Source organism: Kerstersia gyiorum (assembly GCF_004216755.1).
Lineage (GTDB): Bacteria > Pseudomonadota > Gammaproteobacteria > Burkholderiales > Burkholderiaceae_B > Kerstersia > Kerstersia gyiorum.
This window is the reverse complement of record NZ_SGWZ01000001.1, coordinates 824092-841201: the sequence shown is the minus strand read 5'-3', so window position 1 is coordinate 841201 and position 17110 is coordinate 824092. Positions and strand designations below refer to the sequence as shown.

The 17110-nt window shown below is 62.2% G+C and carries 12 protein-coding genes and 1 tRNA gene; 7 read left to right on the top strand and 6 right to left on the bottom strand.

What is annotated here, in order from left to right; genetic code table 11:
* The first annotated feature begins 62 nt into the window (after positions 1–62).
* A complete protein-coding gene (locus EV679_RS03755) occupies positions 63–1439 on the top strand; it encodes a CoA transferase (RefSeq protein WP_130486533.1) in 1377 nt (458 codons plus the stop codon).
* 43 nt (positions 1440–1482) lie between these two features.
* Here EV679_RS03755 and gabP read toward each other — a convergent pair whose 3' ends face one another.
* From gabP to aptA, 3 genes are all read right to left on the bottom strand, one after another.
* Positions 1483–2925, bottom strand: a complete 1443-nt coding sequence (gene gabP, locus EV679_RS03750; protein ID WP_068367177.1) for a GABA permease — start codon at positions 2923–2925, stop codon at positions 1483–1485.
* Positions 2926–3184: 259 nt separating this feature from the next.
* Positions 3185–4678, bottom strand: a complete 1494-nt coding sequence (locus EV679_RS03745; protein ID WP_127775164.1) for a CoA-acylating methylmalonate-semialdehyde dehydrogenase — start codon at positions 4676–4678, stop codon at positions 3185–3187.
* Between the two features lie 173 nt (positions 4679–4851).
* On the bottom strand, positions 4852–6198 hold the full coding sequence (aptA, locus tag EV679_RS03740; protein WP_068367181.1) for an omega-aminotransferase AptA: 1347 nt from the start codon (positions 6196–6198) through the stop codon (positions 4852–4854).
* Between the two features lie 106 nt (positions 6199–6304).
* Between aptA and EV679_RS03735 the strand changes: the two genes are divergently transcribed.
* Complete coding sequence (locus tag EV679_RS03735; protein WP_068367183.1) at positions 6305–7225, top strand: LysR family transcriptional regulator; 921 nt, start codon at positions 6305–6307, stop codon at positions 7223–7225.
* 209 nt (positions 7226–7434) lie between these two features.
* A complete protein-coding gene (locus tag EV679_RS03730; RefSeq protein WP_127775165.1) occupies positions 7435–8856 on the top strand; it encodes a short-chain fatty acid transporter in 1422 nt (473 codons plus the stop codon).
* A 64-nt stretch (positions 8857–8920) separates the two neighbouring features.
* Here the strand turns inward: EV679_RS03730 and EV679_RS03725 are convergent, their stop codons facing one another.
* Positions 8921–9721: a hypothetical protein gene (locus tag EV679_RS03725; protein WP_130486532.1), complete on the bottom strand. Its 801-nt coding sequence runs from the start codon at positions 9719–9721 to the stop codon at positions 8921–8923.
* Between the two features lie 83 nt (positions 9722–9804).
* Complete coding sequence (gene asd / locus EV679_RS03720; RefSeq protein ID WP_130486531.1) at positions 9805–10647, bottom strand: archaetidylserine decarboxylase; 843 nt, start codon at positions 10645–10647, stop codon at positions 9805–9807.
* 245 nt (positions 10648–10892) lie between these two features.
* On the opposite strand from asd, the gene serC reads away from it, so the two are divergent.
* A complete protein-coding gene (serC, locus tag EV679_RS03715; RefSeq protein ID WP_130486530.1) occupies positions 10893–12011 on the top strand; it encodes a 3-phosphoserine/phosphohydroxythreonine transaminase in 1119 nt (372 codons plus the stop codon).
* A gap of 2 nt (positions 12012–12013) precedes the next feature.
* Complete coding sequence (gene hisC / locus EV679_RS03710) at positions 12014–13117, top strand: histidinol-phosphate transaminase (protein WP_415777361.1); 1104 nt, start codon at positions 12014–12016, stop codon at positions 13115–13117.
* A 38-nt stretch (positions 13118–13155) separates the two neighbouring features.
* On the opposite strand, the gene EV679_RS03705 is transcribed toward hisC, so the two are convergent.
* A complete protein-coding gene (locus tag EV679_RS03705) occupies positions 13156–15420 on the bottom strand; it encodes an arginine/lysine/ornithine decarboxylase (protein ID WP_127775169.1) in 2265 nt (754 codons plus the stop codon).
* 140 nt (positions 15421–15560) lie between these two features.
* On the opposite strand from EV679_RS03705, the gene EV679_RS03700 reads away from it, so the two are divergent.
* Positions 15561–15634: transfer RNA gene (locus tag EV679_RS03700), tRNA-Cys, on the top strand.
* Positions 15635–15751: 117 nt separating this feature from the next.
* The gene (gene ptsJ, locus EV679_RS03695) at positions 15752–17050 is read left to right on the top strand and encodes a MocR-like B6 salvage transcription factor PtsJ (RefSeq protein WP_130486528.1); all 1299 of its coding nucleotides are present in this window, start codon (positions 15752–15754) and stop codon (positions 17048–17050) included.
* Positions 17051–17110: the final 60 nt, after the last annotated feature.

The window sequence follows — 17110 nt, the reverse complement described above, 5'->3', positions numbered from 1 at the left end:
CCAACCAGCGCCGGCCAGGCTTGCTTACTGTTGCCGGACAACCATCCGCCAGGAGTCTGCCCATGAATTCCCGAGCCGCCTTGGACGCACTGTGGCAATTGAGTGGTCTGCCACCCGACGCACTGGAGCACATTTCCCTGACCGGCCGCGACCCGGTTTTCCCGTCCTCTTTCGCTGTAGGCGCTGCCGCCCAGGCCAGTATTGCAGCCGCCGCGCTTGCCGCCTGTGAACTGGGGCATGCGCGAGGCGTCCCCCGGCAGAACGTTGCGGTAGACATGACGCATGCCGCCGTGGAGTGCACCGGCTGGTTTTCACTGGACGGCACCGCGCCAGACCTGTGGGACCCCTTCGCCGGCCTGTACCGCTGCGCCGATGGCCATGTCCGCGTGCATACCAACTTCCGCCATCATCGCGATGGCGCCCTGCGCCTGCTGGGCCTGGCCCCGGACACGGCCACGCGCGCGGACGCCGAACGCGCCATGTTGAACTGGCGCGCGCTGGACTTCGAACGTGCCACCGCTGAACGCGGGCTGGTGGCGACGGCGCTGCGCAGCTTCGACCAATGGGACGCTTCGCCGCAAGGCCAGGCCATCAGCGCCCAGCCGCTGCTGAGCATCACCCGCATTGGCGATGCACCACCCCGGACGCTGCCGGCGCTGGCCCAGAATGAGCGTCCGCTATCAGGCGTGCGTACGCTGGACCTGACACGCATCCTGGCCGGCCCAGTTGGTGGACGCGCGCTGGCGTCCTTTGGCGCTGACGTGATGCTGGTCAATTCGCCGCAGCTACCGAATATCGCAGCCATCGCCGAGACCAGCCGTGGCAAGCGCTCTGTCCACCTCGACCTGCGCACCGAAGACGGACGCGACGCCTTGTGGCGGCTCATCGGTGACGCGCACGTTTTCTCGCAGGGCTACCGGCCCGGCGGGCTGGCGGCTCTCGGCTTTTCACCGGCAGCGCTGGCGCACCGCCGTCCCGGCATTGTGGCGGTGTCGCTGACTGCCTATGGCTCCCAGGGCCCTTGGAGCCAGCGGCGCGGCTTTGATTCGCTGGTCCAGACCGCCATGGGTTTCAACCACGCAGAAGGCGCCGCTGCGGGCGACGGCAAACCGCGCGCGCTTCCCATGCAGATTCTTGACCAGGCCAGCGGCTTCCTGATGGCCTTCGGCGCGGCTTGCGCGCTATGGCGCCAGCAACAGGAAGGCGGCAGCTGGCATGTCGAGGTATCCCTGGCCCAGACCGGCCAATGGCTGCGCAGCCTGGGGCGTGTCGAACATGGACTGGCGGCGGAAAAACCAGACGACACCCCGTGGCTGGACAGCGTGCCCTCCGGTTTCGGGCTGCTGCGCGCCATACGTCCCAGCGCGCAACTGTTGCGCACGCCTGCCGGTTATGACAGGCCCTCCGTTCCGCCTGGAACGGACCGGCCCGAGTGGTAGGCTGGCACCCGCCTAGCAGGCCTGACAGCGCCAGCGGCCAGCGTTACACCACCGATCCTGCGGGTCGTGCTGCCGTGACGCCGTGGTGGGCATCCCTTGCCCTGCTGCGGCGGGCGTTCCAAACACCCAATGCCACGATCATGGCCGTCAGCAATGCCGTCGCCAGCACCTCATTGCGATGTTTTTCGAGGGTCAGCATGATGCCCAGCGCCAGCACGATGAAACCAATCACCGCCCAGGTCAGCCAGGGATACAGCCACATGCGGAATTCGATCGGATGGCCGCCGGCGATCAACTGACGCCGCATCCGCAACTGTGAAACCGCAATGACCAGATAGACCAGCAAGGCGACAGCGCCAGACGAAGCCAGCAGGAACGTGAAGACTTTCTCAGGCATGAAGTAATTGACAATGGTCGTCAGAAAACCGACCGCCGTGCTCGCCAGCACCGCCGCCCGGGGCACATGGTTCACGCTGGTCCTTTGCAGCGCTTCCGGCGCATCGCCACGGCGCGCCAGCGAAAACACCATGCGCGACGAGGTGTAGATGGCGGAGTTCAGGCAACTGGCCACGGCCACCAGCACCACCAGGTCCACAATCAGTTTGGCATGCGGGATGTTGAGCAGTTCCAGGGCACGCTGATAGGACCCGACCTGCAGCAGCGTCGGGTCGTTCCAGGGCACGATGGAAACCACAATGAAGATGGACACCAGGTAGAACAGGCCAATGCGCCAGATCACCGAATTGGTCGCACGCGTGATCTGGCGCGCCGGGTCGCGAGACTCGGCTGCGGCAATGGTCACGATTTCCGTGCCCATGAAACTGAACATGGTCGTCAGCAAAGCGCCCAGCACAGCCGCCGCGCCGTTGGGCATGAAGCCGCCGGTAGTCGCCATCAGCGTGGCCAGCCCGCTGGCGCGGTGATCCGGCAATCCGCCTGCCAGCGCCATGGCGCCCAGCACGATAAAGGCGATGATGGCCAGCACCTTGAGCAGCGCAAACCAGAATTCGAACTCGCCATAGCGCGCCACGCTGAACAGGTTTGTCACCGTCAGCAAGGTGGTCACGGCCAGGGCGAACACCCAGGTATCAACTACCGGGAACCAGGCATGCAGGATGGCTGCCGCCGCGATGGCCTCCAGCGGAATCACCAGCACCCAGAACCACCAGTACAGCCAACCAATGGTAAAGCCGGCCCAGCGCCCGATGGAGCGATCGGCGTAGGTGGAAAACGAGCCAGTATCCGGCGCGGCGACCGCCATTTCGCCGAGCATGCGCATCACCAGAACCACCAGAGTACCGGCAATCAGATAGGCCAGCAGCACCGCCGGCCCGGCGGACGCGATGGCATGGCCAGAACCGACGAACAAGCCGGCACCGATCACGCCGGCAATGGACAGCATCGTGACGTGGCGCTGCTTCAGTCCTGGCGCCAGGGACGCATTGCCTCCCTTGTTGAGCTGCGAAGCCAAAATGACTTTTGACATATTCTTGTCTCCTGTGTGCATCGACAGGGCCACGTCCCGCGTGAATACGGCAACGGTACGGTAATACCGCCGGAACGCTGCCCGCCGTGCGGCGGCGCATGATTGATAAGGTGGATTGCCGCCATCATTTGTTGTCTCGCCAAGGCCTTGCAGGCCTTTTCTCCTTTTGTTCACTGCGACTGCACTACCGTGTGTTCCGGTGCACCTCCCATAACGAAAACAGGCATGACCTGCGGGCCATGCCTGTTTTTGGTTTTTCCTAGAGGCTGGGGAATGCAAACTGTGAGGCCTCGTGGGTGGCGCGCTGCGGCCAGCGCTGGGTAATGGCCTTGCGGCGCGTATAAAAGCGCACGCCATCGGGGCCATAGGCATGCAGATCGCCAAAGAGCGAACGCTTCCAGCCGCCGAAGCTGTGATACGCAACCGGTACGGGCAAGGGCACGTTGACCCCAACCATCCCGACCTCGATTTCGTCGCAGAACAAACGCGCCGCTTCGCCGTCGCGCGTGAAGATGCAGGTGCCATTGCCATACTCATGCTCATTGATGAGCTGCATGGCGGCTTCCAGGCTATCGACCCGCACAATGCACAGCACCGGCCCGAAAATTTCATCGGTATAGATGCTCATGTCTGGCCTGACGTGATCAAACAGCGTGCCGCCAACAAAGAAACCCGACTCATAACCTCCCACCTTCAGATTGCGGCCATCCACCACCAGCTTCGCCCCAGCCTGTACCCCGGCGTCGATATAGCCTCGCACCCGGTCGCGCGCTGCCGCCGTCACCAGCGGTCCCATGTCCAGCCCGCAGGTCGTCCCTGCCCCTATCCTGAGCGCCTGGATCTTGGGCACCAGTTTTTCCACCAGCGCATCCGCGACCGCATCGCCCACGCACACGGCGACCGATATCGCCATGCAACGCTCGCCGCAGGAACCGTAGGCGGCGCCCATCAGGGCATTGACGGCGTTGTCGAGATCCGCGTCCGGCAGCAGCACGGCGTGATTCTTCGCGCCACCCAGCGCCTGCACCCGTTTGCCATGGCGGCAGCCTTCGGCATAGATGTACTCGGCAATCGGCGTGGAACCGACAAAGCTCAGGGCCTTGACCTCGGGCGCGGCGATCAGCCCGTCCACGGCTTCCTTGTCGCCGTTCACCACATTGAGCACCCCCTTGGGCAAGCCCGCTTCCAGGAACAGTTCGGCAATGCGCAATGTCGAGCTGGGATCACGCTCCGACGGTTTGAGAATGAAGGTATTGCCGCAGGCGATGGCCAGCGGATACATCCAAAGCGGCACCATGGCCGGGAAGTTGAATGGTGTGATGCCGGCCACGACACCCAGCGGCTGGAAATCGCTCCATGCGTCGATGGCGGGACCGACATTGCGGTTGTATTCGCCCTTGAGCAATTCCGGCGCGGCGCAGGCATATTCAACGTTTTCTATGCCACGCTTGAGCTCGCCTGCCGCGTCTTCGATCGTCTTGCCATGCTCCTGGCTGATCAGCAGCGAGATTTCGTCCTGGTGCTGCTCCAGCAGTTGCTTGAAACGAAACAGCACCTGGGCCCGGCGCGCCGGCGGCGTATTGCGCCATGCGGGAAAAGCGGCGCTGGCCGAAGCAATGGCCTGCTGCAGCGTTGCGGCGTCGGCCAGCGCCACCTGCCCGGTGACCTCGCCTGTCGAAGGATTATAGACATCCGCCTGGCGGCCGCCCCCCTGAACCCGAACGCCATCAATCAGATGCGGAATGATCGACATACTCTTGTCTCCTAGGCTGAATCTTGGAAATTGCTTGTTATTGCGTTGTTGTGTCCGAGCCGCCCCTGAATGGCCGATGGCCCAGGCTGCCCGGTCGCGCAGGCGGGCCTGGCCCGTCCGCGCATGGTCTTGCTGCGTAAGCGCCTGGTAAAAGCCCAGGGGCCCCAAGAAGTTCAAGGCACCTGGTTGAGGACTTCACCCACAGCATTGAACAGGCTGTCGAGCTCGGCAGGCGTGGCGCTAAAGGGCGGCCCGAACTGCAGGGTGTCGCCACCGAAGCGCACATAAAACCCTTTGCGCCACAGCGCCAGCCCGGCCTCGAACGGACGGATGGCGGGATCGCCGTCGCGGGGCGCCAGTTGCAAGGCGCCAGCCAATCCGCAATTGCGGATGTCTATCACATGACGGGTGCCCCTAAGGCCATGCAGCGCCTGTTCGAAGTGCGGCGCCAGCGCGGCAGCGCGTTCGATCAGGCTTTCGCGTTCCAGCAGTTCCAGCGTGGCCAGCCCCGCCGCGCAAGCCACCGGATGCGCAGAGTAGGTGTAGCCATGGCCGAACTCGACCAGATGCTCGCCGATGTCCTGCCCCATGAAAGTGTCATAGATAGCATCGCTGGCGATCACGGCACCCATCGGGATGGCGCCATTGGTCAGTTGCTTGGCGACCGTCATGATGTCTGGCGTCACGCCGAAGTATTCCGCACCAGTCGTGCGGCCCATGCGGCCGAAACCGGTGATCACTTCGTCGAAAATCAGCAGGATATTGTGCTGATCGCAGATTTCGCGCAGGCGTTGCAGATAGCCTTGCGGCGGAACCAGCACGCCGGCCGACCCGGACATAGGCTCGACTATCACGGCGGCGATATTCGACGCATCATGCAGCTCGATCAGGCGCAGCAAATCGTTGGCCAATGCCACACCGCCAGTCTCGGCCTGACCGCGCGTGAATTCGCAACCGGCCTGCAAGGTGTGCGGCAGGTGGTCCGCATCCATCAACACACCGAACATCTTGCGATTGCCACCTATGCCCCCCAGGCTGGTGCCTGCGACGTTCACCCCGTGGTATCCGCGCGCACGGCCTATCATTTTCGTCTTGGAAGCCTGGCCACGAATACGCCAATAGGCACGTGCCAGTTTCACGGCAGTATCCGCACATTCGGAACCCGAATTGGTGAAGAACACATGGTTCAGCTGGCCCGGTGTCAGCTCGGCCACTTTCTCCGCCAGCTGAAAAGCCAGCGGATGGCTGAACTGAAAGGCCGGCGCATAATCCAGCGTGCCCAGTTGCTGGGCGACCGCTTCCTGGATTTCCGTCCGACTATGGCCGGCGCCGCAAGTCCAGAGGCCGGACAGGCCATCGAACACCTTGCGGCCCGTGGCGTCGATCAGCCAATGGCCGGATGCCGCAATGATCAGGCGCGGGTCCTTCTGGAAATTCCTGTTGGAACTGAACGGCATCCAATGCGCCTTCAAGTTCAGGCCCGTCTCCGTCTCGGATGGGGAAAATGTCTGCAAATTCATCGCGATACCCCTTTGTTGTAAGGAAGGATGCGACTCATTATGCCCAGCAGATTAGATGAGTAAAATACAAATGTTCTCAACAATACTTATCGGTTTTCTAACCTGAATGGAAAAGAACTTTTTGGCCCAGGTCACGGATTTCGATCTGCGCATGCTGCTGGTTTTCCGTACCGTGGCCGAATATGGAGGCTTCGCCGCCGCAGAAAGCGCGCTGGGCATCACTCGCTCGGCCATCAGCCAGCATATGTCAGACTTGGAAAAGCGCCTGGGCATGCGCTTGTGCCAACGCGGCCGTGCCGGGTTTGCCCTGACTGACCAGGGTAGGGAAATCCTTAGGGCCAGCGAGGCCCTGCTGGCATCCATCGAAGACTTCCGGCGCGAAGTCAACCAGCTGCACAACCATCTGCGCGGCGAACTGAACCTGGGATTGATGAACAACCTCGTGACCCAGACCCGCACCCGCATCACCAACACACTGCGCGACCTGCGTCGCCAGAGCGACGGCATCCGCATCAACATCAGCATGAGCACGCCCGGCGACATCGAGCGCGGCCTGCTAGACGGACGTCTGCACATCGGCGCCCTGCCCGATATCACGCCACTTTCCGGACTGGAGTACTTGCCGCTCTATGACGAAATTTCCCTGCTCTACTGCAGCCATCTGCATCCATTGGCGCAAACCGGCGGCCAGGCGACGCTGGCGCAGATCCAGCAGGCTGGGACCGTGGCCCCGGGCTATCGCATGACCGCCGAAGCCTTGCGGCTGCACCAGGATCTCAATTGCGTCGCCCGCGCTACCGACCGCGAAGGTATCGCCTTCCTGATCCTCACGGGCGAATACATCGGCTTTTTGCCCTGCCACTATGCCGCCACCTGGGTCGAAAAAGGCCTGATGGTGGCTCTGCAGCCAGAACGCATGCAATTCACCGTTCCGCTGGCCATCGCCACCCGCAAGGGCCGGCGTTCCAACCTGCTGGTCGAACACTTCCTGACCACCCTCTCCAACGACGGGCAAAGCCCGCGCTGAACCCGGCCATCCCAGGCGTCACATGCCCCATTGGCAGGCGCCATATCCCTATATACCCGCAGTAATGCAGTATTTATGCATATTCCGTCTGTGCGGCGCCGTATCCTGCGGCTAGACTATCCTGCACTGCCCTGGCTGGCGCCCACCAGGCTGATGGCCGGGCAGCATTCCTCAAAATCAAGACCACAAATCAATAGGGGTAGCAGGAGATGACAACAAGCACTCTGCAGGAAAGCCGCTCGGCACGTTTCGCCATGCGCTGCGCGGCCTGGGCGGAACGATGGTTTCCAGACTCGTGGGTGTTCGCAACCATAGGCGTTCTGCTGGTCGCCATCGCCGCACTGGCCATAGGCGCCACGCCGGCTGCCACCGCCAAGGCCTTTGGCGACGGCTACTGGAGCCTGATCCCGTTTACCATGCAAATGGCCTTTGTCGTCATTGGCGGCTATGTGGTCGCCACATCGAGCCCGGCGTCGCGCCTGATCGACATGCTGGCCAAGCTGCCGCGCAATGGCCGTTCGGCCGTCGGCTGGGTAGCGCTGATTTCCATGCTGGCCTCGCTGCTCAACTGGGGCCTGAGCCTGGTATTCGGCGGCCTGCTGGTCCGTGCCATGGCTAGGCGCGCCGACCTGAAGATGGATTACCGTGCTGCTGGTGCTGCCGCCTATCTCGGGCTGGGCGCCGTCTGGGCGCTGGGCATCTCCTCATCCGCCGCCCAGTTGCAGGCCAACCCTGGCAGCCTGCCGCCGTCCATCCTGGCCATCACCGGCGTCATCCCCTTCACGGAAACCATTTTCCTGTGGCAATCGGGCCTGATGCTGCTAGTGCTCATCATCGCGTCGCTCATCATTGCCTATCTCACCGCTCCCAGCGCCGCCTCGGCGCGCAGCGCGCAGGACTGCGGCATAGACCCGGCCTTCTCGATGCCCGAGGCGCACAAGCCCACGCGCCCGGGCGAATGGCTGGAGCACAGCCCGCTGCTCATCATCCTGCTAGTCGCCCTGGCCGCCGGCTGGCTGCTGCAGGAATTCGCGTCAAAGCCCGCCATCCTGGCGATATCCGGGTTGAATACCTATAACCTCATGTTCATCATGGCCGGCGCCCTGCTGCACTGGCGGCCGCGCAGCTTCCTGGATGCAGTGGCCCGCGCCGTACCCACCACCACCGGCGTGCTGATCCAGTTCCCGCTCTATGGCTCCATTGCAGCGATCATGACGCAGGTGCCCGGCAGCGGTGGCGAAACCATCGCCCACCACATCTCCGCCTTTTTCATGAAGATCGCTTCGCATGACACCTTTGCGGTGTTGATGAGCGCATACTCCGCCGTGCTGGGCTTCTTCATTCCATCGGGTGGTGGAAAATGGATTATCGAAGCGCCCTACGTCATGCAGGTCGCCAACGAGCTCCAGTACCACCTGGGCTGGACAGTACAGATCTACAACGCCGCCGAAGCGCTGCCCAACCTCATCAATCCGTTCTACATGCTGCCATTGCTGGGCGTGCTCGGCCTGAAGGCCCGCGACCTGATCGGTTTCACCTTCGTGCAGTTGCTGGTCCACATTCCGCTGGTTCTGCTACTGCTCTGGGGGCTGGGCCAGACCCTGACCTACTTCCCGCCGATACAGCCTTGACGCAAGCCGGCCCGGATACCATCGACGGCATCCGGGCCAGCCGCCGCCTTTTCTTCATTCATGATTACAAATGCCGATGGCTGCATACCATCGGCACGCCCGCCAGCTGGCCGATCATGGCCGCCATCCCCTCGGCGCTGGACTGATCCAGCCCTGCCAGCCGCACCATGCGAAACCCCATCGCCAGGCTGTATTGCCAATCCAGCTCCAGGATGCGATAGCTGCGTCCGTTGGCCGTGCAATACCACTGCGCCGCAGGATCATCGTAGGCTGCACCGATGAAATCGGCCGGCGAATCGAACGGAGGCAGGCTAGCCAATGCTTCCTGCGTGCCGGGCAAACAGGGATTGTCCAGGTTTTCGCCAACGGCCACTGCGGGTGCCGGGCCGTCGTAAGCCAAAAGCATCAAGGGGAAATCGGCGGGCTGCGCATCATGGGCAGCCTGCACTTCCTGACTGAGCCAGGGCCGGGCTGCCGGCCCCAGGCAATACTGCGCGCTGTGCCAGTCACTGCCTTCATCATCCGAATACAGGTGTGCCAACTCGATGCCCCGGCTGGCCAGCAAGGCCTGCGTTTCTTCTATCGTCGCGTCATGCCGAATCGGCAGGTCCGCCGGCAGATAGCCGGCCCGCACATACTGCGCCAGCACATCGCCGGTCGTGCGCTGGCGCTCGTCATACTGGTACGACCCGGCATTCAGGGCCGCCAGCGCGAAACTCAGGTTCAACAGAGCAGGACGGGGAATCATCGCGCCACGCGGCTCCAGCACATACCCGCCCGCCAGCAAGCAGGCTTGCAGCGCGCGCCAGTCCGGCGGTGGCAGGTGCATGTCGCGCGGACACAGGAACTGGTGGTGTTCAGACATAGCGATGACTCGTCATGAGAGGGGAACCAAGCATAGCCCGGCACCGGCAATTGTCGGAACCCGTGCGGCAGGCCCGCTGCGTTTTACATATTGCTCATGGCCTGGCCCTGGCGCACTTTTTGTCCTTCCTGCCAGCCCGGATGAAAGCCCAGCGCAGTCTGCGGCATCAATACGACAACCGTCGAACCCAACTGGAAATGCCCCATTTCCGCACCTTGCACCAACTTGAGCGCAGGCTCGCCATCCTGGTAATCCCATTGGCGTATCGGCCCCCGGCCCGGCTGGGTGACCAAGCCGTGCCAAACGGTGGAGATGCTGCCGACGATGGCTGCGCCGACCAGCACCATGGCGAATATTCCATGCTGCGGATGCTCGAACCAGCAGATGAGCCGTTCATTGCGGGCCAACAGGCCATCCATGCCGCGCACGATATCCGGCCGCACTGAAAAGAGCGTACCAGGCACATGGCGCATGCCCAACAAGCGCCCGGCACATGGCATGTGGACACGGTGGTAATCACGCGGGCTCAGGTACACAGTGGTAAAGCGTCCGCCTTCGAAATGACGAGCCAATGCCGCATCGGCCAGCAGTTCACCGACACCATAGGCCCGCTGCTTGGCGAGGATCATTCGCCCGGCACCTATCCAGCCCAGCTGACTCACCGTGCCGTCGGCGGGACTGACCCAGCTGGCCCTGGCAACAGGACGTGCGCCAGGACGCAATTTCCTGGCGAAGAAATCGTTGAAGCTCGGGTAGTCGGCCGGCGCATGGCGGCAAGCCTCTTTCAGGCTGACGCTATGCCGCCACATGAAAGACCGGATCAGCGCCTGCGCGACCAGGGGATGGCGATTCTGCGCCAGGCGGCCGACCACGCGCGTCAACAGGCGCAAAGGCAGGAGATGCTGCAAAAGGACGGAAACGGACATGGCATGGACGACACAGGCAGATTTTCAGACAATCATTATTGTACCGGTACATAATATATAATGACACGTGACAAAATGGCGGCCTGAAAAATGCCATCCCATCAGCACACATCATCGGCCGTGCGCAGCGCCAGGCGCGCCGCACAGCGGCTCTGGCAGCACCTTCTTTTTACACAGGCACGTCGCCTTGATCCGGTCCGCGCCTGCCCACCACCCCGACGGGTGACACCCTTTGAGCGGAAACCATGACAACACAGCAGCGCCCCTTCAATTTCGGCCCCGGCCCGGCAACACTGCCCGCAGAAGTCCTCCAGCAGGCTGCGGACGAATTGCCGAATTGGCACGGCAGTGGCATGAGCGTGATGGAAATGAGCCATCGCGGCCCGGAGTTCATCGCCATCTACGAGCATGCGGTCTCCGGGCTGCGCACGCTGCTGGATGTACCGCCCGACTTTCACATCCTGTTCCTGCAAGGCGGCGGCATCGGCGAGAACGCCATTGCACCGCTGAACCTTTCGCAAGGCGGCGTTCTCGATTTCATATTGACCGGCAGCTGGAGCAGAAAGTCCTATGAAGAAGCCGGCCGCTACGCCAGCGCCGCACGTATCGCCGCCAACGGCAAAGCCTCTGGCCATACGGGCATTCCACCAGCGGCAAGCTGGAATATCAGCCCTGACGCGGCTTATGTGCACCTGTGCAGCAACGAGACCATCCAGGGCGTGCAGTTCCAGGAACTGCCGGATCTGGCCGCGCTGGGCGCCGACGTGCCGCTGGTCGTGGACTGCTCCTCCGATATTGCTTCCAGGCGCTTTGACTGGCGCCGGATAGGCATGGCGTTTGCCGGGGCGCAAAAGAACCTGGGGCCGGCGGGCCTGACACTGGTCTTCGTGCGCGAGGCCTTGCTCGGCCGGGCCTTGCCCATTTGTCCCAGCGCGTTCAATTACGAGCTGGTGGCGCGCAACCAATCCATGTACAACACCCCGCCGACATGGGGCATTTATCTGGTCGGCCTGATGGTGGACTGGATGCTGCGTCAGCGTGAAGGAGACCTGAGCGGCCTGGCGGCGCTGGAAGTACGCAATCAGCGGCAGGCAGCCAAGCTGTATGCTGCCCTGGACGCCAGCGATTTCTATATCAATCGGGTCGATCCAGCTGTGCGCTCGTGGATGAACGTCCCCTTTACGCTGGCCGACGCACGGCGCGACGAGGCGTTTCTCGATGGCGCCGCCCGGCGCGGACTGCTTCAGCTCAGGGGGCACAACTCGGTAGGCGGCATGCGCGCCAGCCTCTACAACGCCATGACCGATGAGGGTGTCGATGCCCTGATCGCCTATCTCCAGGATTTCGAACGCAGGCAGGCATGAGCATGGAAAACTCGTCTTTCATCAGCCCGCTGATCCGTGATTTGCGTCCCTACCAACCCGGCGAGCAGCCGCTGGACAGCGGGTTCCTCAAGCTCAATACCAACGAGAACCCGTACCCGCCCTCACCCCGCGTCATAGACAGCATCTGCGATGAAGCGAACCGCAACCTGGCGCGCTACCCGGACCCGGAATCCGAGATGCTGTGCGCCACGATCGCCTCTTTTTACGGCGTTGCGCGAGGCCAGGTTTTCGTTGGCAATGGTTCAGATGAGATCCTGGCCCACGCGTTCAACGCCTTTTTCCGCCACGGCAACGCCAGGCTGCTGATCCCGGACATCACCTATGGCTTCTATAAAGTCTATTGCCAGTTGTTCGGCATTCCACCCGGCTTGGTGGCGGTCGACCCGTCGCTGCGCATCAGCCTGGAGAACTTTGCCGTACAGGCCCGTGCCGATGGCACTATCGCAGGCATCGTGATTGCCAACCCCAATGCCCCGACCGGGGAGGGCCTCACGCTGGACGCGATCCGGTATCTGCTCGCCATCAACCCCATGCGTGTGGTGCTGGTGGATGAAGCCTATGTCGATTTCGGTGGCCATTCGGCAGTCGGCCTGGTGGCGCAGCACCCCAACCTGCTGATCGTCCAGACCCTGTCGAAATCGCGCGCGCTCGCAGGCCTGCGCGTGGGTTTTGCCATCGGCCAGGAAGGCTTGATCAGCGCCTTGAAAAGCGTGAAGGACAGCTTCAATTCCTATCCGTTGGGACGTCTGGCCCAGCAGGGAGCCATTGCCGCCTTCGAAGACCTGACCTATTTCGAACAAACACGCAAAGCCGTCATCGCCACCCGGGAAAAATTGGCGAGGCAGCTCGCCGGCCTGGGCTTCGACGTGCTGCCTTCCTGTACGAACTTCCTGTTTGTCCGGCATCCGAAGCACGATGCCGCCTGGCTGGCCGGCCAGTTGCGCGAGGCAAGAATCCTGGTGCGCCATTTCCCCCAGGAACGGATAGGGCAATTCCTGCGTATCACTGTCGGCACGGATCAGCAGTCAGCGCGACTGCTGAGTGTGCTTGCTGGCATTCTGGGCGGACGCGCCGCCAGGCGGTGAGGCTTGCCAACGCCCACCGCCCCTTGCTGCCTCTGCGCTCAGGCCACGCAATCCACGAAATAACGCATCTGGCCAGCAGCATCCTTCACTTCCACAAAACCGTGGATATCGGTGCCAAAGCCCGGCGCCAGACGGTGCAGTTCGCGAGAGAACCGTAGATACTCGACAATCGTCCGATTGAAAACCTCGCCAGGAATCAACAAGGGGATTCCTGGCGGGTAAGGCGTAATCAGGCTGGTCGTGATGCGGCCTTCCAGCTGGTCGATTTCCACCCGTTCTGTCCGGTGCGTGGCGATATGCGCATAGGCTTCGCTGGGCTTCATCGCCGGAACCGCTTCTTCCAGGTACATGCCGGTCGTCAGACGCGCAATATCGTGGCTCGCATAAATGGCATGGACATGTTCGCAGAGGTCGCGCAAACCCATTTCTTCGTAGCAAGGATATTTCTGGCAGAAATCCGGCAAGATGCGCCACATCGGCACATTGCGGGCATAGTCGTCCTTGAACTGCTGCAAGGCCGTTACCAGGGAATTCCAGCGGCCTTTGGTAATGCCGATGGTGAACATGATGAAGAAGCTGTAGAGCCCGGTCTTTTCGATGATCACGCCGTGCTCTGCCAGGAACTTGGTCACGATGGGCGCAGGTATCCCGGTGGTGTCAAAACGCCCGTCCAGACTCAGTCCCGGCGTCACGATGGTAGCCTTGATCGGGTCGAGCATATTGAAGCCCGCCGCTATCCCGCCAAAACCGTGCCACGGCGCTTCCTGGCCGTCGCTGGACAATACCCAGTCCTGCGCGCTGCCCATGCCCTCCATTTCCAGCGTCGCCGGTCCCCACACCTTGAACCACCAGTCCCCGGCAGCAAACTGCTCGCCCACCTGGCGCATGGCACGACGAAAATCCAGCGCTTCGGCGATACTTTCCTCGACGAGCGTCTGGCCGCCCGGCGGCTCCATCATGGCCGCAGCCACGTCGCAGCTGGCAATGATGGCGTACTGCGGCGATGTGGACGTATGCATGAGATACGCCTCGTTGAACAGGTGTCGGTCAAAACGCGGATTCGCCGCATCCTGCACCAGGATATGGCTGGCCTGGCTGATGCCGGCCAGGAGCTTGTGAGTCGATTGCGTGGAATACACCACGGAACTGACCGGCCGTGCGCGTTTCTTGCCCATGGCGTGATACGTGCTGTAGAACGGATGAAAGGCCGCATGGGGAATCCAGGCCTCGTCGAAATGCAATGCCTCGACATAGCCATCCAGCGCGGACTTGATGACCTCGGTGTCGTACATGATGCCGTCATAGGTGGACTGCGTCAGCACCAGCACACGCGGCGTGACCGCATCCGTGTCCATGCCGGCCAGCAAGGGATGCGCACGCATCCTGGCCTTGATGGCTGCCGGGGAGAACGCCTCGCGCGGAATCGGGCCGATGATGCCCAGATGGTTGCGCGTGGGACGCAGGAAAACCGGAATCGCGCCGGTCAGCACAATGCTGTGCAGGATGGACTTATGGCAATTCCTGTCCACGACCACGACATCGCCAGGCGCCACCGCATGCTGCCAGACAATCTTGTTGCTCGTACTGGTGCCGTTGGTCACAAAAAAGCAGTGGTCGGCGTTGAAGATGCGCGCCGCATTGCGCTCACTGGCGCCGATGGCACCATTGTGATCGAGCAACTGGCCCAGTTCCTCCACGGCATTGCAAACATCCGCACGCAGCATGTTCTCCCCGAAAAACTGATGGAACACCTGCCCCACCGGACTCTTCAAGAAGGCCACGCCACCGGAGTGTCCGGGGCAGTGCCAGGAATAGGAGCCGTCTTCCGCATAGTCCAGCAAGGCCTTCAGGAATGGCGGCTTGATGCCGTTGAGATAGTTTTTCGCCTCGCGGATCAGATGGCGTGCAACGAATTCCGGCGTGTCCTCGAACATGTGCAAGACACCGTGCAGTTCGCGCAGGATGTCGTTCGGCATGTGGCGCGCTGTTTTCGTTTCTCCGTACACATAGATCGGCACATCCACATTGCGCCGCCGCACTTCGCGAATGAATGTACGGATGTTCTGCAGCGCCGGGGCGGTTTCAGCGTCCTGTGTGAATTCTTCATCATCTATGGACAGGATGAACGTACTGGCCCGGCTCTGTTGCTGGGCGAACTGGCTGAGGTCATGGTAGCTGGTGACGCCAAGGGCATCGAACCCTTCGGACTGGATCGCCTGCGCCAGTGCGCGTATGCCCAGGCCCGAGGTGTTTTCTGAACGGAAGTCTTCGTCGATGATGACGATGGGAAAGTGGAACGGCATGACATGTCCTGTCGAGGGGAAAGGGTTCTAAAACGGGAAAGCGCTGTGTTCCGTCGCCTGCTGGCCGCGATGATGTTGAAAAAACGCTTGCCCAAATCTTTGACACGGATCATAATATGTTTTGTACCATGACAAAACACGGCGCGGTAGCAAAGTGGCCATGCGATGGATTGCAAATCCATTCAGGTTGGTTCGATTCCAACCCGCGCCTCCACAAGCCAGTTCCCTGAGCCATTGCCCCAGACCGGGCTATGGCAAAATCCAGTCTTTCAGCCTGGCGGGCCAATATGAGTTCTGGCCTGTCTGGAACAGATCTTTGTCACGGAACGATATGGCTATACAAGGCAAGACCGCCGCGGAACTCTTCGACTGCGTGCGCGCCCTGGCGCAATCGCAACAACTGCGCCCCGGTGATTCCCTGCCGCCGGTCCGGGATCTGGCAGCGGAGCTGGGCATAGGCAGAAATACGGTGGCTGCGGCCTACCGCCGGCTGGTCGTGGCAGGTATCGCATCCACCCATGGCCGTCTCGGCACGATCATCCGCAACCAGTACGACCCTGGAGAACAGGAAGGCACACTGGCAGGCTCTCCGCTGACCGACCTGGCCAGTGGCAACCCCAATCTCGACTGGCTGCCTGATGTCGCCGCAGCCTTGCAGCGCAAGCCCTACCAGCCCAGGCTCTATGGAGAACCTTCCGTCAACCCTGGCCTGAAACAACACTTACAGCAGTGGATGGCGCCGGATTGCCCGCCACAGGGCTTCGAGATCGACCTGGCGCATGGCGCCGTCGACGCCATTGAAAGACTGCTGATTTCCTATCTGGTCGCTGGCGACAAGGTCGCTGTCGAAAACCCCTGCTTCCTGAGCAGCATCCATACCTTGCGCACCCTGGGACTCCAGCCAACCGGCGTTCCCGTCGATACCGAAGGCATGATGGCCGGCGAACTGGAAACCGCCCTGGAAAAAGGCGCACGGGCGGTCATTCTGACTCCGCGGGCGCACAACCCCACCGGTTGCAGCCTGAGCGAAAAGCGCGCCCGCGCCATCTCCCGTGTACTGGCCCGGCATCCCAACGTGCTGGTCATTGTGGACGATCACTTTGCACTATTGTCCGATGCCGCCTATCACTCCGTCATTCCGAAGGATGCGGCGCGCTGGGCCGTGATCCGTTCATTCACCAAAGCGCTGGGGCCGGATATCCGCATGGCGGCCATCGCCAGCGACAGCGCCACCTCACGACAATTGCGCCTGCGGCTGACTTCCGGCACGAACTGGGTCAGCCATCTGTTGCAGGACATCGTCGAAACCATCATCACACAAGCTGAAACCGCCAGCCTGCTGGCCTGCGCTCGGGCGGACTACCGCCAGCGACGCCAGGCGCTGGAACAGGCCTTGCACAAGGAAGGCGTGGCATTCCTGCCCGGCGGCGACGGCCTCAACCTCTGGCTCCCTCTGGAGACGGACGACCAGGCGGTTGCGCTGGACCTGGCCCGCCGGGGCTGGCTGGTACGCCAAGGCAGGAGTTTCTCGGTGGATGATCCCGTCCAGGGGCTGCGCATCACCATTTCAAGCATCAACCCGGTGCAATGCGCGCAGCTGGCCCGGGATATCCGGCGCAGCCTGGATTAGAAACACCAGTGGAACACCGGCGCGGCGTTTGCCTGATCTGCAGGCGCCGCGCCAGTACTG

Bases quoted from the DNA above. Each gene is read 5' to 3' on its own strand.
- EV679_RS03725 (WP_130486532.1), bottom strand. From the start codon at position 9,721: ATGTCTGAACACCACCAGTTCCTGTGTCCGCGCGACATGCACCTGCCA.
- serC (WP_130486530.1), top strand. From the start codon at position 10,893: ATGACAACACAGCAGCGCCCCTTCAATTTCGGCCCCGGCCCGGCAACA.
- gabP (WP_068367177.1), bottom strand. From the start codon at position 2,925: ATGTCAAAAGTCATTTTGGCTTCGCAGCTCAACAAGGGAGGCAATGCG.
- EV679_RS03705 (WP_127775169.1), bottom strand. From the start codon at position 15,420: ATGCCGTTCCACTTTCCCATCGTCATCATCGACGAAGACTTCCGTTCA.
- asd (WP_130486531.1), bottom strand. From the start codon at position 10,647: ATGTCCGTTTCCGTCCTTTTGCAGCATCTCCTGCCTTTGCGCCTGTTG.
- EV679_RS03730 (WP_127775165.1), top strand. From the start codon at position 7,435: ATGACAACAAGCACTCTGCAGGAAAGCCGCTCGGCACGTTTCGCCATG.
- hisC (WP_415777361.1), top strand. From the start codon at position 12,014: ATGGAAAACTCGTCTTTCATCAGCCCGCTGATCCGTGATTTGCGTCCC.
- ptsJ (WP_130486528.1), top strand. From the start codon at position 15,752: ATGGCTATACAAGGCAAGACCGCCGCGGAACTCTTCGACTGCGTGCGC.
- EV679_RS03755 (WP_130486533.1), top strand. From the start codon at position 63: ATGAATTCCCGAGCCGCCTTGGACGCACTGTGGCAATTGAGTGGTCTG.
- EV679_RS03735 (WP_068367183.1), top strand. From the start codon at position 6,305: ATGGAAAAGAACTTTTTGGCCCAGGTCACGGATTTCGATCTGCGCATG.
- EV679_RS03745 (WP_127775164.1), bottom strand. From the start codon at position 4,678: ATGTCGATCATTCCGCATCTGATTGATGGCGTTCGGGTTCAGGGGGGC.
- aptA (WP_068367181.1), bottom strand. From the start codon at position 6,198: ATGAATTTGCAGACATTTTCCCCATCCGAGACGGAGACGGGCCTGAAC.